Below are 20,636 nucleotides of genomic sequence, written 5' to 3' on the forward strand. Positions count from 1 at the left end.
TTTAAAAAATTATTACCTGTGGAATTTTTCATTATTGTTATGTTAATTGAGTGTGTTCGTTTTATTGTTTAAAACTGTAGAGATAGGGAGCTTTGTGCGCCTTACCTTCAAACAGTTTTTCATGACGCTCCAGAATATCTAAGGATAACATTTTACGTTGAAAACTGGTACGCCTTAATGTTTGGTCTAAAATAGCTTCAAAAACTTGTTGTAACTGCTTCATTGTAAATTTTTGGGGAAGGAGATTCATACCGATCAATTTTTCACTAATGTTATTGCGAAGTACCTCTAATGCTTTTTCTACAATTTCGTTATGATCCATCATTAATTGAGGGACATTGTCAATGTCATACCATCCAATACTATCTGAAAATTGATCAGGTTTTGGTGTTACATCCTCATAATTAATGAGCGCATAGTGACCAACTGTTAAAAAGCGTTCCATCATCCATTGATTCTGCTCCGTATTATTATTACTTTCTTTAAGAATACGCTCAGTTGCCAAGGGATCTGTTCTGTTAGGCTCACCAAAGACTTGAAATTGATCTAAATAAACATCGGTTAATCCTGTACGCTCTTTAACTCCTTGATTAACAGCGTCTTTTAGGCTTTGGTTTTTTTTGATATATCCTCCAGGGAGAGCGAACAAACCGGTGTTCTGATATTCTAGAATAAGTATTTTAAGAGTTTTGCCATTAAAACCAAAAATGACGCAATCATAAGAAAGGTTTGGGATTAAATTCATATTTTCCGAGCCTTTCATTGTAAAATTGATAATTTTCTCATCTATTTATCAAATAAAGCACAAAATTCAATGCAAGCAAAGAATTATTAATATAAAATGAGAACGTAAATAAAAAGTGTTGCTATTGTAAAAATTAATCTACAAAGGCAACACTTTAAAATATGGAGTGAACTTCAATATTAAAGCTCTGAAATATAAATATTTAAGGGTTTATTGGTCATGTTTAAAATACCAAACATTCATACTTTCCATAACATCTCTCACCAAACAATTGTTAATTAATGTACCTGCTAAAAGAAAACCATGTTTACTGAAGGTAATATTAAGTCCGTATGAAGTTGACCTCACCATTGAGTAAATGGTTTTACACCCTAGCTTATCCATATTGTTTTTAATGTCCTGTACTAAGAAATAAGAAAGATTTTGCCCCCTATAATCTGGGTGTGTCACAAAATCAACAATCTCAACGTTAGATTCACGCGCATTTACGGCAAGAATTGCCGATACCAATAATTCCTCATTTTTAAAAAGACCGTAAAATTGATGGTTTAAATCTTTCAGCTTAGAAAAATACGCTGCATTTTTAATTTGATGCGGGTGGTATTTAAACGCCTTCTTGTGCAAATCTTCAAGAGTATGGAAATCTGAAGTAGGAAGCTCTTTGATTTCCAGATTCTCAGGCATTTGAAAATAAGAATCTGTGGTAGATTTATTGGCAGCTTCGGCTATGGTCTTAACCGTTTCAATGGTCTTTAAACTTTTTACATCATTTGCATGACGCTCTTCATTGGTGTATTCTGCAAGAAAAAAACCATCAATAACGCCATTGTAAAGTCCTGGGATTTTAGCCTCTACCGTAAATCCTTTTGATTTTAAAATGTCTACATCTTTTTCAGAAGCTTTGCCCAGAATTTTTTCATAACGCTTTTTTAAGGCAAGGTCTTTCATTTTTAGAAGCAGATTATCTAAATCAACATTTTCAGCTTCAGAAAAATAGATGCGTTTATGCATACTGCCATGATAGACAAGTGCACCGTCTATGTTTTCAATTGTTTCGAACATAAATTTCGATTTTCTAATGGGGAAGTCGGTTAGTTAATCACGAATTTGACCATCCCCAAATACATAATATTTATTGGTAACCAATTGTTTTAAGCCCAACGGACCGCGGTGGTGTAATTTATCTGTGCTAATAGCTAACTCTGCACCTACACCCATTTGTCCGCCATCGGTAAAACGCGTTGACGCATTTTGGTAAACGGCGGCACAGTCTACCTCTTCCATGAACTGCATGGCGGTATCTTTATTCGATGTCATAATGGTAGCGGAATGTCCCCCGGAATTATCGTTTATTTTTTCAACAGCTTCATCTAAGGAATCAACAGCGCCCAGGCAGCATTTCATGGCTAGAAATTCTTCTTTCCAAATGGCATCATCTTTAATTTGTGGTGCATCTGTAAGAATTGAATTAACATCTGCATCCACTAAAGTTTCTACCCCTTTGGCGTTTAAAAGTTGATAAATATCTGTCAATTTCTGTTCGTAATTTTCAATATTGGCATTGATCAATATTTTATCCAAGGCATTACAAGCCGATATTTTTTCGGTTTTGGCATTCATGATGACTTTCACACTTTTTTCCCAATCTGCTTCTTTGTCTACGAACAAAAAGTTGTTACCTCTACCACTAACAAGCACTGCACATTTGGCGTGTTCCTTTACAAAACTGATTAATCTTTCACCACCTCTTGGTACAATAAGGTCAAGTTTTTCTGTAGGATTTCTTAAAAATTCTTGGGTTTCTTCCCTGTTCATGGTCAATTGCTGAATGAACTTTTTTGAAAGTCCATTTTCTTCAAGGGCCCTATGCCAAAGATCTACAAGAATTGTGTTGCTATGCAAAGCTTCTTTACCACCTTTTAAAAGAATCTTATTATTGGCTTTAAAAGCTAGTACCGCAGCCTCTATAGTTACGTCTGGCCGAGATTCATAAATAATCATGATGGTGCCAAAGGGTGCGGTTTTATTGGAAATATCCAAACCGTTTTCTAAAATCTTGGTTGAAATAGTTTTACCTACAGGATCATCTTGAGACATCACTTCCTTTATAGAACCGATCATGCCATCAATTTTGCTATTGGTAACGATAAGTCTATCGTACATGGCTTGATCTTCTTTTTTAAAAAGATCTAGATCTTTTTTATTTGCTTTGAGAATGCTACTTCGGTTGTGATCCAAAAGTTGCATCATACTATTCAATACCTTGTTCTTTATTTCTGTTGAAATTAACTTCATTATGCTTCTGCTTTTTCTTCTAGGGTCACTTTAGTACCCACATTTTTTCCTTCTATGATATCAATTATGGTACGGTCTTTTTTGCCATTGGCAATGTACGTTGGTATATTTTTCGCTGCAGCTTGTTGGGCATAGTCTAATTTAGACCCCATACCACCACGACCCTCGCCAGCTTTTTTATTGCTATCCTGAATAAATTTATCTAAATTTTCTTCAGGGTTTACATGTGCTATAAGATCACTGCTTTCTGCATTGGGGTGCCCGGTATATAGTCCGTCAATATCCGTTAGAATAATCAACTTATCCGCATCAATAAGCTGGGCAATTAGACTGGCAAGCTCATCATTATCTGAGAACATGCTCATAGTGACCGATACGGCATCATCTTCATTTGCAATAGGTATTACGCCTTCAGACAATAAACCTTCTACACAATTGATCATGTTCTCTCTGTGTACACCAGGAGTAAAATCTCTTTTTGTGGGCAATACCTGTGCGCATTTCATACCATAATCATGAAAAATATTATAGTATAAACGCATCATACGAGGTTGCCCAATGGCAGAATAAACCTGTCTGCGCTGGGTGTCGTTTTCAATACTAGATGCACCCAGCACTTCACGCCCCGCAATTACGGAACCTGAAGAAACAAGTACGGTCAAAATATCCTGTTCATATAATTCTGCAATCTGTTGTACCAAATTTCGTAACACCGGTCTCACAATACGATTGTCCTTGTTGGTCATTACGTTGGTGCCTACCTTTATTACAATTTTCTGTTTATACATGTACTTTTTCTTTTCCAAGTTCAACTGCACGTTCAAATGCTGCGAATGCTGCTTCCTTGATTAACTCTCCAACATTGTTGTTTTCCATAGAATCTAGTGCTGCACGTGTAGTACCGCCTTTACTGGCTACTTTGTCCATCCAAGAATTTGGGGAAAGTTCGTTTTGATTAAAAAGTTCAATAGCTCCCGTGAACGTTTGTGCTACCAATACCTTGGAAACTTTTGGGGTGAATCCCATTTTTAAGGCGGCCTCCATCATACTCTGCATAAAGTAGAATACATAAGCTGGTCCGCTACCAGAAATACCTGTAGAGGCATCAATAAAATTTTCGTCACTGACCAGTACGGATTTCCCGGTAGTATCCAATAAACTTTCTATGGTCAATAGTTCAATCCTGGTCACGTCTTCAGAGGCAACAAAAGAAGTAAGTCCTTTACCTATTTGAGCGGGTAAGTTGGGCATGGCGCGCACAATTTTTGTGAGCCCCGTTAAATTTTTGATGGTTTCCATAGTAACCCCTGCCATTATGGAAATAAGGATTTGTCCAGGTTTTACAAGTGAATTTAATTTTAAAAATACACTCTCTGCATGATATGGTTTTACGGCTATAAAGATGATATCTGCCTCAGGGGCACATTTTTGTAAATCATCAAAAGCATCAAATTGTGGATTCTCCCGTAACTCTTCCAGTTTTTCTTCAGAAGTGTCGAGCACCATAATATTTCTTTTCTTAAGTAATTTTGATTTGGACATGCCTTCTGCATACGTTAGGCCCATGTTCCCAGCCCCTATTACTAATATTTTCATGAATTCAGTTTAAATTATTGGATATTATATGTTTGATTATGTGATTAAATAAATAGCATTTTCTCAATAGCATTATTTTTACGCCTATGGTAAATTTGTCTGTAGGTGTGTATGGTTTTTATAGGAATACCCATAAAATATTTGGTAATGGAGGTCACCTTTGCTTTTTTGAGTGCGGTTTGGGTTCTATATAATTCTTTAATATTGCTTTCTCTTTTGATGTAAATAAATTTCATGTAATACTATTTCAAAAAGTAACATAACATAAGTACAGGCAACTCCAAATTAGAGTTGTTAAGCTTGTGTTATACTATTTTAAATGATGTTAATAATTAGTTATGTGGATAATGTTCGGTGTTGTAGAATTAAGGGATTATAGGTAGGCGCGTAGCATTTCGGTATTGGAAGTTCGGCGTAAAGATTTTAGGCCTTTGTCCTTAATTTGGCGCACACGTTCTCTGGTAACATCAAACACTTCACCTATTTCAACCAAGCTCATGGCAGGCTGGTTGCCTAGACCAAAGAATAGGCGTAAAACATCGCCCTGTCTTTTTGGGATTTTTCTCAAAAGTTGGTTGATATCGGTTTCTAAAGATTCTGCCATAACATCTTTATCAGGGCTATTTGGTGTTGTAGATTCTAATACGTTATGCAATGATGAAGATTCACCTTCTTTAAAAGGGGCGTCTAAAGAAATAGACTTGCCAGGGTTTTGCATAGAGTTTTTTACTTTTGAAACGCTAATTTCTAATTCTTTGGCAATCTCTGAAGCACTAGGAGGTCTTTCTTTGGCTTGCTCCAAGGTGGAATATACTTGATAGATTTTGGTGCTAACGGCAATTTTATTTTGGGGCAGGCGAATCATCCTCGATTTGTTGGATAACGCTTGCAATATGGATTGACGAATCCACCAAACAGCATAAGAAATGAACTTAAAACCCCTGGTTTCGTCAAAACGTTGTGCTGCTTTAACCAAGCCTAAGTTACCTTCGTTGATTAAATCTGTTAGACGTAGACCTCTGTTTTGATATTGCTTTGCAGCAGAAACCACGAACCTTAAATTGGCACTGACCAATTTATCTAGGGCCTTTTGATCACCTTCACGAATCTTTCGTGCCAATTCTACCTCCTCATCTGCAGTAATTAAATCTATTTTACTGATTTCTTGGAAATATTTTTCTAATGACTTGGCATCTCTGTTCGTAATTTGTTTAGTGATCTTTAATTGTCGCATAGAATACTTTAAGGTTAAACTATAACATAGTATAATTTTGTTAAAATGCAAGAAAATGGCGAATTTTATGATAAAATTGACTAATTTAAATGGTTTTTGCTCGATTTTGAACAGAAAGGAGTGGTTTTTGAAAAAAAGATAGATTTGGTAGTTTGGTTTGAAATAAGCTAGAATTATTTTTTATTCATTTGAAGTGGATACTAAAACCGCAATTCAATTTTATTGAGTTAAAAATTTCTTCTCCAAATTGTTTAATTTGTAAAAACAACATTAATTATGCAATTCAGGGGTAAGTAATAGGTTGGATTTTTTGGAGATCCGTATATCCCATTTTTTTAATTCTAAGTTTAGACATTTCAATTTTACATTTTTATGAATAAAGAATTTCATTTTCTTGATGATGGCGGTGAAATGGGCAGGTTAATGCGAGAAAAAGATTGGTCGCTTACACCGTTAGGTACACCAGATGGGTGGCCGCAGAGTTTGCGAACTACATTGAATATAATGTTGAATTCACCTTTTCCTATGTTTTTGTTCTGGGGAGATACTTTAAAAAGTTTTTATAACGATGCCTACAGACCAATTTTAGGTGTAGATGGAAAACACCCTAAGATATTAGGTTTAAACGGGGCGGAAGCCTGGGAGGAAATTTGGGGTGAAATATACCCCATGCTCAAAATAGTTCAAGTAAAAGGAGAGTCTATTTGGAGAGAAAATCTGATGATTCCTATTCATAGGAACGGTAGATTAGAAGATGTCTATTGGACATTTAGTTACAGTCCTGTTAAAAATGAAGTAGGTGAAGTTTCAGGTGTACTGGTAATTGTTACAGAAACGACAGAAGCCGTATTGGCAGAAAGACGATTAAAGGAAAGTGAAAGACGATTTCGAGAGTTGGCAGATTTATCTCCTGTATGGATATGGATTACCGATAAAGAAGTAAACGTAAAATATGCTAATAGGGCGCTGTTAGATTATATAGACGTAAAGCTAGAAGAATTTACAGGTCAGATTTGGTTAAATTTAGTACATCCAGATGATATTGACTTGGTCTTTGAAGGTTTTGGAAAGGCAGCAGAGGAAGAATCTGGGTTTACCTTGGAATACAGGGTTAAAAATGCAGCGACTAAAAACTTTGAATGGTTTAAAGTGCAGGGAGTGCCAAAGTACGAGGAAGATGTTATGGTAGGTTTTATTGGTACTGCTATGAATATCGATAACCAAAAATCTTTTGAGGACCAGTTGAAAAAAGAAGTGAATATACGAACCAAAGAACTTGCGGATAGTAATAGCAAATTAGAAGCAATGAATAAAGAGCTTCAATCGTTCGCTTATATATCTAGCCATGATTTACAAGAACCCTTACGGAAAATTCAAATGTTCGCAGAAGTACTGATGGACAATGAATTTGACAAGTTGTCTACATCTGGCAAGGTAAAATTTGAGAAAATACAATCAGCTGCCAACAGAATGCAATCGCTCATTAATGATTTACTGTCTTATTCACGGACAGATACTGAAAAAAGGGTGTTTGAAGTTGTTGATTTAAAGGAGCTGGTAGAAGATGTAAAGAACGACTTAGGTGAAGAACTTAAAGAAAAGAAAGGCAATATTACTTTACTGCGGTCATGTAAATTAGAAGTGGTGCCATTTCAATTTAGGCAATTAATGTATAATTTGCTGTCTAATTCAATAAAGTATTCTAAAAGTGAGGTTCCACCAAAGGTAACCATAGATACAGAAATTATTACCAATGCAAAATCTGTAGATATCAGTTTAAAAAATAAAAAGGAATACGTTAAAATAACTATTACTGATAACGGTATTGGATTTGAAGAACAATTTGCAGAAAAGATTTTTGAAGTATTCCAACGTTTACACTCCAAACAAGAATATATAGGTACTGGTATAGGTTTGGCAATTGTAAAGAAAATTGTTCAAAATCATAATGGGATCATTAGTGCATCGGGTAAATTAAACGAGGGTTCTGTTTTTGAAATCATAATGCCAAAAAAGCAATAGAAGGGTACGGTACTAAGTCACTATTGTATGCCCATCTGTGAATGGTAATTCCTAATTAAAGTACTTGCTGGTAATATTCATTTCTATGAAGCAGATTAATAAATAATCAGAAATTTTTGTAAGAATACAGTTTAGAGTTAACCCCAGTTTTTTTAAGGATATTTCTTACGCTTTTTACAATCTATTTTTGGTTTATGAATACTGTAATAACAAAATCGGCAGGTATGGGGGCCATCATAAATGATGGTGCCGTAACCTTTAGAGTGTGGGCTCCGCATGCAGAGAAAGTTTTCGTTGGTGGAAGCTTCAACAACTGGTCTAAGAATGAAATTTTGCTAGATATGGAAGGTAATGGTTATTGGTCCGTCATTACCGAAAAAGCATCGGAAGGAGATGAATATAAATTCTTTATTGAATATGAAGGAGAAGTTTTGGCAAGAAATGACCCTTACGCTTTTGAAGTGACCAATAGCAATGGTAATTCCATCATAAGAACATTAGATTTTAAATGGGATGATGAAGAATTTAAAATGCCAAGTTGGAATGAGCTGGTAATTTATGAATTACACGTTGGTACGTTTAATCGTTCTGCTCCAGATTGCGTGGGTACGTTTGAAGATGTTATTGCCAAACTAGATTATTTAAAAGAATTGGGTATTAATTGTATTGAGTTATTACCTGTTACAGAGTTTGCAGGCGGAATTTCCTGGGGTTACAATCCTGCACATCCCCTTGCTATAGAACAAGATTATGGCGGTCCAGATGCTTTTGCAAAATTGGTCAATGAGGCGCATAGAAAAGGTATAGCCGTAATAATAGATGTGGTTTATAATCATTTTGGTCCGTCGGATGTAGATTTATGGCAGTTTGATGGTTGGAGCGAGAACGATAAAGGCGGCATTTATTTTTACAATGATCATAGAAGTACTACTCCTTGGGGAGATACCAGGCCAGATTATGGAAGGGAAGAAGTACGCCGATATTTACGTGACAATGCCTTAATGTGGATAGAAAAATATCATTGTGACGGTCTTCGTATGGATGCTACCTCATACATACGCTATGAAAATGGTGGTTTGGGGTATGATACTGAAATTGAAGAAGGTAATCTATTAATGCGCGATATCAATTCTGAGATAAGAGAGAAGTATCCGCATGTATTAACTATAGCTGAAGATTTAAAAGGAGATAGTAGGGTAACTGATGCAGTAGAGCACAATGGTTTGGCCTACGGATCTCAATGGGATATGAATTTTGTGCACCCCGTTAGGGAGGTCATTGAAGACACGCATGATGATAGTAGAGACTTACAAAAGGTAGTTGATGCTCTTAAATTTAAGTATGGTAACGATGTGTTTTCCCGTATAATATATACGGAATCTCATGATGAGGTGGCCAATGGTAAGGCAAGAGTTCCAGAAGAAATACAGCCGGGAGATGCAGAAAGCGATTTTGCCAAAAAGAGAGCATTGCTAGGTATTGTTTTAACATTGACCGCACCAGGTATACCTATGATTTTTCAGGGACAGGAGTTTATCGAAGATGAATATTTTCAAGATAGCAAAGGTTTGGATTGGGTAAAGCAAAAAACACACAAGGGTATAGGAAATCTTGTTAGTGATATTATTAAGTTAAGAACAGGAGAGACAGAAGGTGGTAATGGCTTAAAAAGTCAGCACATAGAAATCTTACATGTTAACCAGAAAACAAAAATACTGGCCTATACCAGGTTTGATGCCAATGCCCCAACACAACCGGTGTTGATTGTTTTAAATTTCAGCAATCAAGATTATGAAAACTACGGCATTGGACTAAATGAAAATGAACCTTTTAATCTTATGATAAATGCAGGGAGTAAAATTTATGACCAGGCATTTTCAGCGTTATCCGTGAGTGATGTAGCGGTTGTTGAAGCTCATACAGATGCAAAACCGTGGACAGGTAAGATCAATATACCGGCATATGGAGCTTTAATTTTTACAAAATAATCAAAATGTAAAAATTTGGACGTTGTATGGGATATAGAAAAAATCATTTCTGTGCTTGGCAGGCTTGCGTAATAGTAATTGCTAAATAAGGATAGTTAACTTGTCTTTAATGACTGTGTAAGAATTATTTGTAAGTTAAAGCTTACAAATTAAAAATTTTTTTTAGTTGAGGTTCAAAAGTGGTAATATTTTATTGTATTTTGTTATATAATGTATGGTTAAAATAATAATTTTACCATTGTAAATGTGGCCAACTAATTTTGATGAACTAAATGGAATATAGTTTCATATATAGCCCTGAAAAAATGGTTAATGAGGTATTTCAAAGAACAATGGTCGCTGCAGGTGTTGATTTTGAAATTTTGGAAGACAGCACTATAAAGTTGTCCAATAGTGTAAGTGATGAAAAACTTCAGGCTATCATAAAGGAGCTTAAAGATTTTGGAATAAAAATTCAGACGAAAGAAAATCGTGATGTCGTTGAGGAAATTAAGATTTACATAAAGAAAATGGTTTATGAAGGCGATATAAGAAATGTAAAAATGTCAGAATTACTTTCTAATCAATTGGGTTTTAGTTATCCATATCTTTCTAATTTATTTTCAAGTAAAACATTCACCTCAATTGAGAATTTTTATATTTTAGTGCGCATTGAAAAAGTGAAAGAGTTAGTGCTATTGGAGAATATAAGTTTAGGAGAAATAGCTCATGACTTAAATTTTAGTAGTGTTCCTCACTTATCAAATCAATTTAAGAAAGTAACCGGGTTAACCATCACTCAATACTTGAGGTTTAGAAAAAAGTAAGAAGAACGGTTCTTCTTCCAATATATGAATAGTGAAAATGGATAAATTAAAAATACTTCTCGTCGATGATGATGAGGACGACAGGCAGTTTTTTGCAGATGCATTGGAGGGAATTGAGCTCAATACAGACCTGCATCAATTAGAGAACGGTAAAAGTTGTATGGAATTCTTGCTTAAGGATACAGACAATACCCCTGATTTGGTTTTTCTAGATTTGAATATGCCAATAATGAATGGGTTTGAGTGTTTAGAGGCAATAAGACGTACACCACATTTAAAAGATCTATTGGTAGCAATTTACTCTACTTCATCGGCAGAAAGAGATATTGAAGAAACTTTTGAAAAAGGCGCTAATATTTATATAAAGAAACCTTCTAGTTTCAGTGAGCTAAAAAAGTCATTGAAACAAGTGGTTAAAATGAACTGGGCGTATCATCTAAATGATTTCAAAAAAGAGAATTTCTTGCTAAAAATATAAGCTGTTCGCTTTAGGTATACTATTAAAGTTGTTTCGTTAGGAACAACTTTTTTTGTTATAGCACCAAGCAAATTGTATTATAATTGGTTATTTCGCAGTACCTTGACTAAGGATTGAAAAGTAGTATTGTATGAAGTTTAATGTAGCAGATGATATTTTTAGAAAAATAGTTGATGACAGCGATACTGCTATACTATATGCTGAGCCTTCTACACCAAAAGCTGTACATGCCAAAGAATACCTTGTAAAGTATTCTAACCAAAAGGCACAAAGCTTCTTTTCCATTTTTCCAAAAAACATTGAAAACCACCCTTTAGAAGAACTTGTTAATTATGACGAACTTTTAATCTTAGCCAATAAGGTGCTGGAAACCGGCTATGATGAGAATTTCAATATCATAGTCAAAGAAGCTGATAGTATACTTAATTATCATGTTAGAATTAAACCTTTTAGTAAGGGGCTGTTGTTTGAACTGGCTCAAATAAAACCCAAATTTATAACTGATAAGGAATCTAAACTTCCTTTGGGCAGTGCAAAGTCAAGAAATAGAGAACTTGAAATTTCTAACCTTTTTGGAATTCGCGTTTTAGATAGTAATGATAGTATTATTTGCTATTTAAAACCCATATTTAATATAAAGGGTGCAGTTGAAGATTTCCGTATAGATTATATTAATAATCGAATGCGTGAAATAGCGAATGACGATTCGGCTTTCATTGAAGGTCAAACTATTTTAGAGTACTATCCAAAAAACGCTGAGAACGGAGTTCTTGAAATTTTAGCAGAGGGTTATATATCTGGAGAAAACAAGGAATATACCAAAGAATTTATTTTTAATGAAAAGGCTGTTTGGTTAGCGACAAAGGCGGTTAAAATGAATGATGGTCTCATACTCTTCTCAAAAGATGTTAGTCAAGAGAAAAAATATGAAGCACAATTGTTTTTGCAAAACAGGTTGCTCTCAGAAGCAGAACGTGTTGCCAATATTGGTAGTTTTAGATGGAATTTAGCTAAGGAGCACATTAAATACTCAGATAATGTATACAGGTTATTTGGCTACGATCCAAATGAGTTTGATGATAAGTATGATCGCTTACTTACGTTTTTGCATCCAAATGATTTCGAGAAAGTAAAATCTAGTTTTAAAGAAGCTAGAAAGAATAAGTCTAAATCTGACCTTGTGTTTCGGGTATATACTAGGTCACAAGAGTTACGATATATGAATACTATTGCCGAATGTTATCAAAAAGAAGGTAATTGGTATATGGTTGGTGTAATTAGAGATGTAACCAAGCAAATAGAGGCAGAGTCTATTCTGCAGATAAAAAATGCGGAGTTAAAACGTACTAATGCAGATTTAGAAGCATTTAACCGTGTAGCAAGTCATGATCTTCAAGAGCCGTTACGTAAAATTCAAATGTTCGTTAGTCGTTTACATGAAGAAGAAGAAGGGCGCTTAGGCAAAAGGTCACAAGGGTATTTATCTAAGATCAAATACTCTTCTGATAGAATGCGCAACCTAATTAATAATTTACTATCCTATTCAAAAGTAGATGAGGTTAGTGAGCAACCAACCAGAGTAGACTTAAATGATGTTCTCAACAATGCTCTTGAAGATTTGGCGGAACGAATTAATGATTTAGATGCTCAGATAGAATCAGTAAGCCTTCCGGTTGTAAATGGCATTCAATTTCAGTTAGAGCAATTATTTGCCAACCTAATAGGTAATTCACTTAAATACATTAAAGAGGGCGTTCAACCTAAAATTAAAGTAATAGGTAGCATAGTTAATGGTAATAAATCAGAGGAAGAATCCTTATTGTCTAACATTAATTACGTAAAACTACAATTTATTGATAACGGTATAGGCTTTGAAAAGAAGTACCAAGAGAAAATTTTTGAAATCTTTCAACGCTTACATGGAAAAACAGAATTTTCGGGTACTGGTTTAGGATTATCTATATGTAAGAAAATTGTACAATCCCATAACGGCGCAATTACGGCAAAGGGTGTATTAAACAAAGGTGCAGAATTCACGGTTTACCTTCCTACCTTACTATAATAAAGGGTGCGTTATATAATTTCATCAGCTCTTCTTAAAATTGTGTAACAGCTTTTAAAAATGTTGTAACACATTAAAAGGACATTGGCTGCATCTTTGTATCAACAAAAATGTAAGCCTTTATGAATAATCTTCAATATGCCAGGGTAGGTGCTGTAAGAAGCAAAGACTCATATGACCAAGCCACAAATGTACAAGATAGTAATTCTAGTTCGTCAGGTGCTTTTAAATCGCAAGAGGCTACATTACATAATAACCATTTAAATAATATATCATGCAAGTAGTCCATAATCAATTAAGTTATTTCAATAGTATTTTAGGAGGAAGTATATCTAGTTTTCAAGGGGATCGTATTCTTCAATATGATAATGATAAGGGAACTGGTAGAATACAAACTGTATCCCTGGGGTCTGGAATCTCTTATACGGAATATGATATGGATTTAAATGAAGATTTTAGTTTCGATTTAAAATTGGATGAAAATCGTAGTTTATACTTCATTTACTGTTTAGAAGGTAATTTTAGATTTTCAAAAGGAAAAGAGAATAGCAAGGTAGAAGCTTTACAAACTGTTGTTGTAGGAGGTTCTAATGAAACCATCAATATAAAATTAAGAGCGGCCACTAAGTCAAACTTATCCATTATCAAGGTAACACAAGATGGTCAGTCTTTAAGTAAGAATATAGATAATAACGAGTTGTACGAGCAATTGTTCTCATCGTTCGCAACTGAAAATGGTGAAGCACATATTGGGACTTTTAACCTAAAGATAAAAGAACAATTATTGCAAATTAGATCAATTACCCAGGTTGGTTTAGTTAGAAAACTTCTTATTGAAGGAATTGTAAACTTCACTTTGGCATTAGAGATTTTACACTGTAAGCAAGATATTGAGAACAGTGGTCAGGTTTCTAGTATGTTGACCAAAAAAGAGCTTTTAAGAATTGAAGAAGCTGTAAATGCAATTAAGAGAAAGCCAGAGTTTCCTTATACGGTTACAGACTTAAGTAAAGAATATGGACTGTCACCAACAAAACTACAAGAAGGTTTTAAAGTGATGGAAGGTACTACGGTTACCAATTTCATTAGAAATGAAAGATTGATATTGGCCGAAGAATTAATTCAAACATCTGACATGAATATATCAGAGATTGTATACTCTATAGGATTTACAAGTAGAAGTTATTTCTCTAAGATCTTTAGAAACAAATTTAAGTGTACCCCTAAAGCATACTTAATGAATATCAGAAACGTATCACTATCTGCATAATATAAAAATATTCAGAAAAGTTTAAGCCGGCTCATTAGAGCTGGCTTTTTTTATGTTTTAGTTCAGCATAAATAAGCTGGAGCTGTAATTGAGAGCGTACGTTTTGTTGGTGGGTGTTTAGGGGTAAGTTATGCTAAAAAGTGTTGGCAAGTCAGTGAAGAAGCTGTAAGACTTTTAAAATGTAAGCATAAATCTAATAGGATGAGGGTAGTTTAGTGGTGAATCTTAAATGAGAAAGAATGTAAGGTGCTAACGGGGAGTTTTAAATAGAAATTACGAATTCACGATCCAGCTTACTGACTTGTGCAGCGTTTACATATCTGAGACATTTATGTAGCAGTGTTTTTAATTGATTGTAAGAAGATGGTTTTTGCAAGTACAGAGAAGCACCCATTTCGTTTAGGCGATCAATTTCTTTTGGGTGGTAAGATGTGGAATAGATTATCACCGGAGTATCTATATATATTTCAAGGTCACGAATATCTGCAAGACATTCAAATCCGTCCATCATGGGCATCTTTAAATCCAAAAAGATAACGTCTGGTTTATCGTTAGTGTTAGCTAGCAAACCAGCCATTAAATCTACTCCATTATTAAATTCAGATACTTTGGTCTGTATTGGGATTTCTCTCAATGCATCAGAAAAGAAAGTTCTGTCGTCGCTATCATCATCAGCTAGGAAGACATTTAGTACAGTTTTGCTCATGGCAGTTAAAAAATTAAACTCTAAATATGTTTTTCAAGGAAACTTGAATTAAAAATATAAATCAAAATATAAGAGCAAGGTAAAAATTAGGTGTCTAACCGTATAATGCGATTAGTTTTAAAAATAACTCAATACCCAAAAAAGCTTTGCTCATTTAAGTATACACTTCGTAATACAACTGTTAATCAACATACTTTATTATTGCAGTTCCTCCTAAAGTGTTATTTCTAATAGATTCAATAGTTCTTTTTAGCGCATTTGCCAAGGTGTTGAACGAGTTTGGTTTGTGTAGGTATCTATTGGCACCAATTTCAAATAAGTCTGAAATGCGATCTATATTGTATTCGTTAGAAAAAATAACCACTGGTATATGATCGAAATTATTTTGATTTCTAATATTCACCAATGTTTCTTTGCCATTTAGTTTTGGCATAAATAAATCTAAAAAAATTACATTTGGTTTTAGGGAATCGTTATTTAAAAAATGAAGTAATTCAATACCATTGTTAAACATGGTTATGTTCAAATTATCCTGTAAACTACTAATAGCTTCGGTAAAAATTTGTTGATCATCGGCATCATCTTCGGCCATGAATATGTGGAAAATAGTATCCTCTTTCATCCTGTTCTAGACTTAATTATCCTCCAATAATTTCTCCACCGTTAATATGTAAAACTTGGCCTGTCATGTAACTACTGTCAATGCTTGCAAGATAAACATATGCCGGGCCAACTTCGGCGGGTTGCCCTGGCCTGCCTAACGGTACATCTTTTCCAAACTTTTCTAAATCCTCACCATTAAATGTCGCAGGTATTAAAGGAGTCCAAATGGGTCCAGGGGCTACGGCATTTACACGAATACCTTTTTGGGCCAAAGATTTAGATAAGCTTCTGGTAAAAGAGACTATGGCACCTTTTGTGCTAGCATAATCAATAAGATGTTCAGACCCTCTATATGCAGTAACCGAAGTGGTGTTTATTATAGTGTCTTCTGATTTTAAATACTTTATCGCAGCTTTTACCATATAGAAATATGGAAAAATATTAGTTTCGAAAGTGGTGCGAAGATTTTCTGTTTTAATATGTTCAATATTATCTTCAGGAAATTGCATTGCTGCGTTATTTATAATACAATTTAAACTGCCAAAACGAGTAATGGTATTTTCTACCGCTGAGATACAAAATTGTTCGTTCTTAATATCTCCCTTAATTAAAAAACACTGCTGTCCTTCGTTTTCAACTTCTAATTTAGTGTGTTCAGCATCTTGTTCTTCATTGAAATAAACCAGGGCAATGTTAGCACCTTCTCTTGCAAAATGTACAGCTATACTTTTTCCGATACCACTATCACCACCGGTAAGAAGTACGATTTTATTCTTTAATTTTTCACTCCCTTTATAGCTCTGACGTATGGTTACAGGTGTAGGGTGCATTTCATATTCGTTGCCAGGCTGTTTTGTTTGAGCTTGACTTTTATCAACTGTTATATTTTTCATATGCTTAGTTTTTATCATTGCTAATTATGCAGCAAGCTTTCTACATTCTTTGGCACATTCCAAGCAGGATTCTGCACATTTTTTACAATGTTCGTGGTCATGTTGTTGACATTGTTCTGCACACCACTCGCAAATTTCAGCGCAAAGGGCTGCTTGTTTAGATATACTTGGGCTGTCCGAAATCATTAATTTTATAGTAGTTAAACAAACGTCTACACATTGTAAACAGCAATTGGGGCAATCATTCATACTTTCTTTTCCGGTCATTTGAACTAGGCAATTTTGACAATCAACAAAGCACTTTTGACAAGCGTCTATACAGTTTTGATATATGGAATTCATATGTTTAAATTTTAAGATTATAGAATTTTTCTTCTATGAAGTTAAAATTTGTGATCAAATGTAATTTGCTCTTTTAATGAGAAGTTGTGCTTTAAAGCAAATGAAGAAAGATTACAGCTAAAAGAGCACGTTAACATCGCAACCAGAATTTAAACAGAATTAGCTTTTATAGCATTAATTTATTCTCTTTTTACGTCTTTCATAATCCATAAATCTAATGTAGTATCATCTTTTTTATGTAATACAGAAATATCACCGGTAGTTTCAAAAACAACAGCTTTAATTTGTTTGAGGTCGGTAACATTGGCTTCTCTCAATTTAGATCTAAGATCGCCTTCGGTTACTCTTGCCTTTCTTAAGTTAGATGAGATAATTTTTTCACCGTCCATCAATAATAATGGAGAATTATCTACCAAATTTTGAACCGTTTTGTTTCTGCGAGCTAAAGCAATAGTTATCTGTAGTAAATACACCATTATTAAGCCTACAATTCCTTCAACCATTTTTACAGATGATGATAGAATTGTAGTAGCAACAATAGAGCCCACGGCTACGGTCATGGCAAAATCAAAACTTGACATTTTTGAAAAACTACGCTTACCTATAATGCGCGTAAGTATAATTATAGCCATATAAATGCCAATGGCACTGGCAGAAATAAGCATTACCGTTTTCCACGAAGTATTAAATAATTCATTCATGCTAATATTATTTTATGATAGGTAGATTCAGGATTAAAGTTGAACAAAAAAAACAGGACCTATTTGTTCATTAGAATCAATGCTTAGCCCACATCACATTTCTTCACTTAAGTTTTTAAAATTTTTTTTTTCTGTAGTTGAGAATAAGGACTAGCATAGTGATATTCAATAGCGTAGAAATGCCATTAGTAATGATGATGGGGCTATCTTGTTTCATGAAGCCGTAGACGGTCCATAACGAGACACCAATAGTGAGCACCAAAAACATTTTAGGTGAAACATCATCTACTTTTTTGGTTTTCCAGGCCTTTAGAATTTGGGGTACTGCAGCAATTGTTGTGAAAATACCTGCAAGTGTTCCAATGATTTCTTCCATAATTGCCTTGGTTTTTAGTAGAATAAAACTACTATCTTTTAATGAGCACTGTAAGTTATTCTTTTTTGAAACTAAAATTAACTGGGCTAGTTAGCTAAAAGTAGTCCATTACAAATAATTCTTGGTTCAATTGAATTGGCGTGTTTTTTTGGAATATATTTTTTCTAATTTACTATTTCATAACTATTTAGATGAATATTCAACTATGACAATTTTTACGATATTTATTTCAGGTATTATAGGAACCACGGTAATGACGGGTTTTAGTCATCTAGTAGAATTAATTACAGCGTTAAAATTTAACGAGGCGCATCTGCTTAATAGTTTTATAGATAGATCAAAATCATCAACTTCCAACATTGCTAGAAATCATTATTTAGGTTGGTTAATTCATTTTTCCATAGGTATATGCATGGCGGCGGTACTTTACTGTTGTTATTTTTATATGATTGATAGCGTTTTAGTGTGGTCTGGTGTGTTTTTAGGGTTTGTATTGGGAGTTATTGGTGTTGCGGGCTGGTCAATGATGATAAGTGTACATTCTAATCCCCCTAAAATTGAATGGAATTATTTTTTCACTCAATTAATTATAGCGCATATAATTTTTGGAACCACGGTAACATGGCTTCTAATAAAATTTAATTTTAGTACCTAAATAGAAAATGAAAAACAATTAAGGATGAAAATTTCAGGATACACAAAACGAGCAATAATAGGAGGTTTAATTTCATTAGGTTTTATAGGGTTAGGCACTTTAATGCTTGGTAATTTAAGTGGTTATGAAGCTAAGGTGTTGATAAAATCAAGTTTAACCGGTTTAAATACGTTATGTAACACTATTGTATTGGCATCAGCTACAATTCTAGCATTGATGCTTACATTGTTGGGAGTAAGTTCAGGGACCAATTCTAAGTTGAAAAATGACCACTATATGCATATAATGCAAATAGCGAAATTAGATACCGCAATATTTATTGCGTCACTGCTGTTTTTCTTGGTTTTTAATCTACCGGTAACTGAAAGTGATAATATACCAGCAAACTATTTTGATGCTATTTACTATGTTACCATCACTGTCAGCGCTATATTAAGTTCCGCTTTAATAGTAGTGGTGCTAATGCTCTATAATACCATTATAAATATTATAAAAATAATAGGGTTAGGTAGGACCGATCATCCTCTTATTAAAAATGCAGATGACGACTAATTTTTAGAGGTCATCCTTTAAAAGGGAGCACATTAATTAGGCTACTTAAGAATTTACATAGGTGGTTCTGAAATCATAGTTTTTATCTTCTTCCAGAATTGTTTTGAAGTAACATTTGTAGGTTCAATGAGGTCGGCCATTAAAATTAAATTTCTTTTAAATTGCTCGTACTCATACTTAGTGGTGTTGTTCTCGTCAATGGGGTAATAGGCCATTCCCCAATTAGGAAAAGTTCTCTTACTAATTTCGTCATCAGAAAAAAGCGTGACGTTTTTATGGCGAGGGTCTATTTTAATCTTATCATAAAGGATTTCAATTTTAGTTTTGCTACCCTCTAATAATTGCACGAAGCCACCTTTATAATATATAAGACAGCCGGTAATGTCATCACGTTGGTTGTTTGCACGTGCCTTTTCCAGTAGTTCTTCCATTTCTGCGCCCGTTATTTTATGCGTAGCAACAGATTCATAGGTCAATGTATACATCTAAAAAGAAATTTGGTCTAATCAGGTAAAAATAATAAAAATGTGAAAAAATGAAAGAGAGATTTAAAAAAAGGGATGGGTTGAATAAGAAAGGAGTAAAAACAAAAAAGCCCCTAGAAGGGGCTTTTGAGTGATCGCAGGAGGATTCGAACCTCCGACCGTCTGCTTAGAAGGCAGATGCTCTATCCAGCTGAGCTATGCGACCGACACCATTTTTTCAAATGTGGGTGCAAACTTAGTGATTTTTATAGACTGGTAAAACGAAAATCAATAAAATTTTTAATATTTCTTTTAAAGGCTAAAATATGGCTACGAATGACCTTCGTATTGATCGAAATTTTCCCACAATTGATCAAGAACTTTGTAAAAGATTTCAAACTCTTCCTTAGTGATACCCAGCGTACTAACTTTTCTCAAATCAGTAATAAAGGGCATTACTTGTTTTATAAGTGCAGAACCTTCATCGGTAATTACTAGTTTGTATCTTTTCTGATCATCCCTAAATCTAGACTTCCGTAAGAAGCCTTTTTTGCATAATCCGCTTATAACTCTAGAAGTTGTTGCCCTATTTCTAAAATTAGATTTAGCAATATCTGCCTGTGAAGCATCTTTGCCTTCTAAATGCACACGTTGTAATATTACCCATTGTTCAATGGTCAAATCAATATTATTTTCTGCAAATACTTGTAGAAAGGTACTCTGTACTTTTTTTAATGTACGATCAATATATACGCCGAAGCCCTCCGTCCTGTCCATAATCCTATAGTTGTTCTTCCAAAAATACAGGAGTTTATCGTTAAAATTGTTGTTCATGCAACAATATTCGA

General features: G+C 34.3%; 24 protein-coding genes and 1 tRNA gene. 9 read left to right on the plus strand and 16 right to left on the minus strand.

What is annotated here, in order from left to right; genetic code table 11:
* Positions 1 to 61 precede the first annotated feature (61 nt).
* The 7 genes from BW936_RS12645 to BW936_RS12675 all read right to left on the minus strand — a co-directional run bounded on the left by BW936_RS12645 (position 62) and on the right by BW936_RS12675 (position 5,870).
* On the minus strand, positions 62 to 763 hold the full coding sequence (locus BW936_RS12645; RefSeq protein ID WP_076548767.1) for an NUDIX hydrolase: 702 nt from the start codon (positions 761 to 763) through the stop codon (positions 62 to 64).
* A 192-nt stretch (positions 764 to 955) separates the two neighbouring features.
* Positions 956 to 1,807, minus strand: a complete 852-nt coding sequence (locus BW936_RS12650; RefSeq protein WP_076548768.1) for a GNAT family N-acetyltransferase — start codon at positions 1,805 to 1,807, stop codon at positions 956 to 958.
* Positions 1,808 to 1,840: 33 nt separating this feature from the next.
* Entirely contained in the window at positions 1,841 to 3,040 is a 1,200-nt protein-coding gene (locus BW936_RS12655) for a glutamate-5-semialdehyde dehydrogenase (protein WP_076548769.1), read from the minus strand.
* On the minus strand, positions 3,040 to 3,828 hold the full coding sequence (gene proB / locus BW936_RS12660) for a glutamate 5-kinase (protein ID WP_076548770.1): 789 nt from the start codon (positions 3,826 to 3,828) through the stop codon (positions 3,040 to 3,042). Before proB ends, BW936_RS12655 begins: the two co-directional genes overlap by 1 nt.
* Positions 3,821 to 4,636, minus strand: coding sequence for a pyrroline-5-carboxylate reductase (gene proC / locus BW936_RS12665; RefSeq protein ID WP_076548771.1), 816 nt, complete (start codon positions 4,634 to 4,636; stop codon positions 3,821 to 3,823). The genes proB and proC overlap by 8 nt, the downstream gene beginning before the upstream one ends.
* A 44-nt stretch (positions 4,637 to 4,680) precedes the next feature.
* Positions 4,681 to 4,872, minus strand: a complete 192-nt coding sequence (locus BW936_RS12670) for a hypothetical protein (RefSeq protein ID WP_076548772.1) — start codon at positions 4,870 to 4,872, stop codon at positions 4,681 to 4,683.
* Between the two features lie 137 nt (positions 4,873 to 5,009).
* On the minus strand, positions 5,010 to 5,870 hold the full coding sequence (locus tag BW936_RS12675) for a sigma-70 family RNA polymerase sigma factor (protein ID WP_076548773.1): 861 nt from the start codon (positions 5,868 to 5,870) through the stop codon (positions 5,010 to 5,012).
* Positions 5,871 to 6,242: 372 nt separating this feature from the next.
* On the opposite strand from BW936_RS12675, the gene BW936_RS12680 reads away from it, so the two are divergent.
* From BW936_RS12680 to BW936_RS12705, 7 genes are all read left to right on the plus strand, one after another.
* Positions 6,243 to 7,892 (plus strand): sensor histidine kinase, encoded by a 1,650-nt coding sequence (locus BW936_RS12680; protein WP_076548774.1) that lies wholly within the window; start codon positions 6,243 to 6,245, stop codon positions 7,890 to 7,892.
* 194 nt (positions 7,893 to 8,086) lie between these two features.
* The gene (locus BW936_RS12685) at positions 8,087 to 9,880 is read left to right on the plus strand and encodes an alpha-amylase family glycosyl hydrolase (protein ID WP_076548775.1); all 1,794 of its coding nucleotides are present in this window, start codon (positions 8,087 to 8,089) and stop codon (positions 9,878 to 9,880) included.
* A gap of 272 nt (positions 9,881 to 10,152) precedes the next feature.
* Positions 10,153 to 10,686: a helix-turn-helix domain-containing protein gene (locus BW936_RS12690; protein ID WP_076548776.1), complete on the plus strand. Its 534-nt coding sequence runs from the start codon at positions 10,153 to 10,155 to the stop codon at positions 10,684 to 10,686.
* Between the two features lie 37 nt (positions 10,687 to 10,723).
* Positions 10,724 to 11,164, plus strand: coding sequence for a response regulator (locus BW936_RS12695; protein ID WP_076548777.1), 441 nt, complete (start codon positions 10,724 to 10,726; stop codon positions 11,162 to 11,164).
* A 130-nt stretch (positions 11,165 to 11,294) separates the two neighbouring features.
* Positions 11,295 to 13,226: a sensor histidine kinase gene (locus BW936_RS12700; protein ID WP_076548778.1), complete on the plus strand. Its 1,932-nt coding sequence runs from the start codon at positions 11,295 to 11,297 to the stop codon at positions 13,224 to 13,226.
* 122 nt (positions 13,227 to 13,348) lie between these two features.
* Entirely contained in the window at positions 13,349 to 13,510 is a 162-nt protein-coding gene (locus tag BW936_RS19645) for a hypothetical protein (RefSeq protein ID WP_159439019.1), read from the plus strand.
* Positions 13,501 to 14,496: a helix-turn-helix domain-containing protein gene (locus BW936_RS12705; RefSeq protein WP_076548779.1), complete on the plus strand. Its 996-nt coding sequence runs from the start codon at positions 13,501 to 13,503 to the stop codon at positions 14,494 to 14,496. Before BW936_RS19645 ends, BW936_RS12705 begins: the two co-directional genes overlap by 10 nt.
* Positions 14,497 to 14,758: 262 nt before the next feature.
* Here BW936_RS12705 and BW936_RS12710 read toward each other — a convergent pair whose 3' ends face one another.
* From BW936_RS12710 to BW936_RS12735, 6 genes are all read right to left on the minus strand, one after another.
* Positions 14,759 to 15,202: a response regulator gene (locus tag BW936_RS12710; RefSeq protein WP_076548780.1), complete on the minus strand. Its 444-nt coding sequence runs from the start codon at positions 15,200 to 15,202 to the stop codon at positions 14,759 to 14,761.
* Between the two features lie 181 nt (positions 15,203 to 15,383).
* On the minus strand, positions 15,384 to 15,824 hold the full coding sequence (locus tag BW936_RS12715) for a response regulator (protein WP_076548781.1): 441 nt from the start codon (positions 15,822 to 15,824) through the stop codon (positions 15,384 to 15,386).
* 16 nt (positions 15,825 to 15,840) lie between these two features.
* Positions 15,841 to 16,698: an SDR family oxidoreductase gene (locus BW936_RS12720; RefSeq protein WP_076548782.1), complete on the minus strand. Its 858-nt coding sequence runs from the start codon at positions 16,696 to 16,698 to the stop codon at positions 15,841 to 15,843.
* Between the two features lie 24 nt (positions 16,699 to 16,722).
* Positions 16,723 to 17,040 carry a four-helix bundle copper-binding protein gene (locus BW936_RS20130; protein WP_076548783.1) on the minus strand — a complete coding sequence of 106 codons (318 nt, stop codon included), beginning with the start codon at positions 17,038 to 17,040 and terminating at the stop codon, positions 16,723 to 16,725.
* Between the two features lie 179 nt (positions 17,041 to 17,219).
* Positions 17,220 to 17,741: a DUF421 domain-containing protein gene (locus BW936_RS12730; protein WP_076548784.1), complete on the minus strand. Its 522-nt coding sequence runs from the start codon at positions 17,739 to 17,741 to the stop codon at positions 17,220 to 17,222.
* A 115-nt stretch (positions 17,742 to 17,856) separates the two neighbouring features.
* The gene (locus BW936_RS12735) at positions 17,857 to 18,117 is read right to left on the minus strand and encodes a SemiSWEET family sugar transporter (RefSeq protein WP_076548785.1); all 261 of its coding nucleotides are present in this window, start codon (positions 18,115 to 18,117) and stop codon (positions 17,857 to 17,859) included.
* A 205-nt stretch (positions 18,118 to 18,322) separates the two neighbouring features.
* Here BW936_RS12735 and BW936_RS12740 point away from each other — a divergent pair, with 205 nt between their 5' ends.
* Entirely contained in the window at positions 18,323 to 18,772 is a 450-nt protein-coding gene (locus tag BW936_RS12740; RefSeq protein WP_076548786.1) for a DUF6789 family protein, read from the plus strand.
* A gap of 24 nt (positions 18,773 to 18,796) precedes the next feature.
* Positions 18,797 to 19,324, plus strand: coding sequence for a hypothetical protein (locus BW936_RS12745; RefSeq protein WP_076548787.1), 528 nt, complete (start codon positions 18,797 to 18,799; stop codon positions 19,322 to 19,324).
* A gap of 53 nt (positions 19,325 to 19,377) precedes the next feature.
* Here the strand turns inward: BW936_RS12745 and BW936_RS12750 are convergent, their stop codons facing one another.
* From BW936_RS12750 to BW936_RS12760, 3 genes are all read right to left on the minus strand, one after another.
* Positions 19,378 to 19,809 carry a BLUF domain-containing protein gene (locus BW936_RS12750; protein ID WP_076548788.1) on the minus strand — a complete coding sequence of 144 codons (432 nt, stop codon included), beginning with the start codon at positions 19,807 to 19,809 and terminating at the stop codon, positions 19,378 to 19,380.
* A gap of 131 nt (positions 19,810 to 19,940) precedes the next feature.
* Positions 19,941 to 20,014: transfer RNA gene (locus tag BW936_RS12755), tRNA-Arg, on the minus strand.
* A gap of 104 nt (positions 20,015 to 20,118) precedes the next feature.
* Entirely contained in the window at positions 20,119 to 20,622 is a 504-nt protein-coding gene (locus BW936_RS12760; protein ID WP_076548789.1) for a MarR family winged helix-turn-helix transcriptional regulator, read from the minus strand.
* Positions 20,623 to 20,636 lie beyond the last annotated feature (14 nt).

It is taken from the genome of Maribacter ulvicola (assembly GCF_900155985.1).
In the GTDB taxonomy this organism is placed as follows: Bacteria; Bacteroidota; Bacteroidia; order Flavobacteriales; family Flavobacteriaceae; genus Maribacter; species Maribacter ulvicola.

What these genes read in the sequence shown, in the direction of transcription:
- BW936_RS12645 (WP_076548767.1), bottom strand. Translation starts at nt 763, where the DNA reads ATGAAAGGCTCGGAAAATATGAATTTAATCCCAAACCTTTCTTATGAT.
- BW936_RS12650 (WP_076548768.1), bottom strand. Translation starts at nt 1,807, where the DNA reads ATGTTCGAAACAATTGAAAACATAGACGGTGCACTTGTCTATCATGGC.
- BW936_RS12655 (WP_076548769.1), bottom strand. Translation starts at nt 3,040, where the DNA reads ATGAAGTTAATTTCAACAGAAATAAAGAACAAGGTATTGAATAGTATG.
- proB (WP_076548770.1), bottom strand. Translation starts at nt 3,828, where the DNA reads ATGTATAAACAGAAAATTGTAATAAAGGTAGGCACCAACGTAATGACC.
- proC (WP_076548771.1), bottom strand. Translation starts at nt 4,636, where the DNA reads ATGAAAATATTAGTAATAGGGGCTGGGAACATGGGCCTAACGTATGCA.
- BW936_RS12670 (WP_076548772.1), bottom strand. Translation starts at nt 4,872, where the DNA reads ATGAAATTTATTTACATCAAAAGAGAAAGCAATATTAAAGAATTATAT.
- BW936_RS12675 (WP_076548773.1), bottom strand. Translation starts at nt 5,870, where the DNA reads ATGCGACAATTAAAGATCACTAAACAAATTACGAACAGAGATGCCAAG.
- BW936_RS12680 (WP_076548774.1), top strand. Translation starts at nt 6,243, where the DNA reads ATGAATAAAGAATTTCATTTTCTTGATGATGGCGGTGAAATGGGCAGG.
- BW936_RS12685 (WP_076548775.1), top strand. Translation starts at nt 8,087, where the DNA reads ATGAATACTGTAATAACAAAATCGGCAGGTATGGGGGCCATCATAAAT.
- BW936_RS12690 (WP_076548776.1), top strand. Translation starts at nt 10,153, where the DNA reads ATGGAATATAGTTTCATATATAGCCCTGAAAAAATGGTTAATGAGGTA.
- BW936_RS12695 (WP_076548777.1), top strand. Translation starts at nt 10,724, where the DNA reads ATGGATAAATTAAAAATACTTCTCGTCGATGATGATGAGGACGACAGG.
- BW936_RS12700 (WP_076548778.1), top strand. Translation starts at nt 11,295, where the DNA reads ATGAAGTTTAATGTAGCAGATGATATTTTTAGAAAAATAGTTGATGAC.
- BW936_RS19645 (WP_159439019.1), top strand. Translation starts at nt 13,349, where the DNA reads ATGAATAATCTTCAATATGCCAGGGTAGGTGCTGTAAGAAGCAAAGAC.
- BW936_RS12705 (WP_076548779.1), top strand. Translation starts at nt 13,501, where the DNA reads ATGCAAGTAGTCCATAATCAATTAAGTTATTTCAATAGTATTTTAGGA.
- BW936_RS12710 (WP_076548780.1), bottom strand. Translation starts at nt 15,202, where the DNA reads ATGAGCAAAACTGTACTAAATGTCTTCCTAGCTGATGATGATAGCGAC.
- BW936_RS12715 (WP_076548781.1), bottom strand. Translation starts at nt 15,824, where the DNA reads ATGAAAGAGGATACTATTTTCCACATATTCATGGCCGAAGATGATGCC.
- BW936_RS12720 (WP_076548782.1), bottom strand. Translation starts at nt 16,698, where the DNA reads ATGAAAAATATAACAGTTGATAAAAGTCAAGCTCAAACAAAACAGCCT.
- BW936_RS20130 (WP_076548783.1), bottom strand. Translation starts at nt 17,040, where the DNA reads ATGAATTCCATATATCAAAACTGTATAGACGCTTGTCAAAAGTGCTTT.
- BW936_RS12730 (WP_076548784.1), bottom strand. Translation starts at nt 17,741, where the DNA reads ATGAATGAATTATTTAATACTTCGTGGAAAACGGTAATGCTTATTTCT.
- BW936_RS12735 (WP_076548785.1), bottom strand. Translation starts at nt 18,117, where the DNA reads ATGGAAGAAATCATTGGAACACTTGCAGGTATTTTCACAACAATTGCT.
- BW936_RS12740 (WP_076548786.1), top strand. Translation starts at nt 18,323, where the DNA reads ATGACAATTTTTACGATATTTATTTCAGGTATTATAGGAACCACGGTA.
- BW936_RS12745 (WP_076548787.1), top strand. Translation starts at nt 18,797, where the DNA reads ATGAAAATTTCAGGATACACAAAACGAGCAATAATAGGAGGTTTAATT.
- BW936_RS12750 (WP_076548788.1), bottom strand. Translation starts at nt 19,809, where the DNA reads ATGTATACATTGACCTATGAATCTGTTGCTACGCATAAAATAACGGGC.
- BW936_RS12760 (WP_076548789.1), bottom strand. Translation starts at nt 20,622, where the DNA reads ATGAACAACAATTTTAACGATAAACTCCTGTATTTTTGGAAGAACAAC.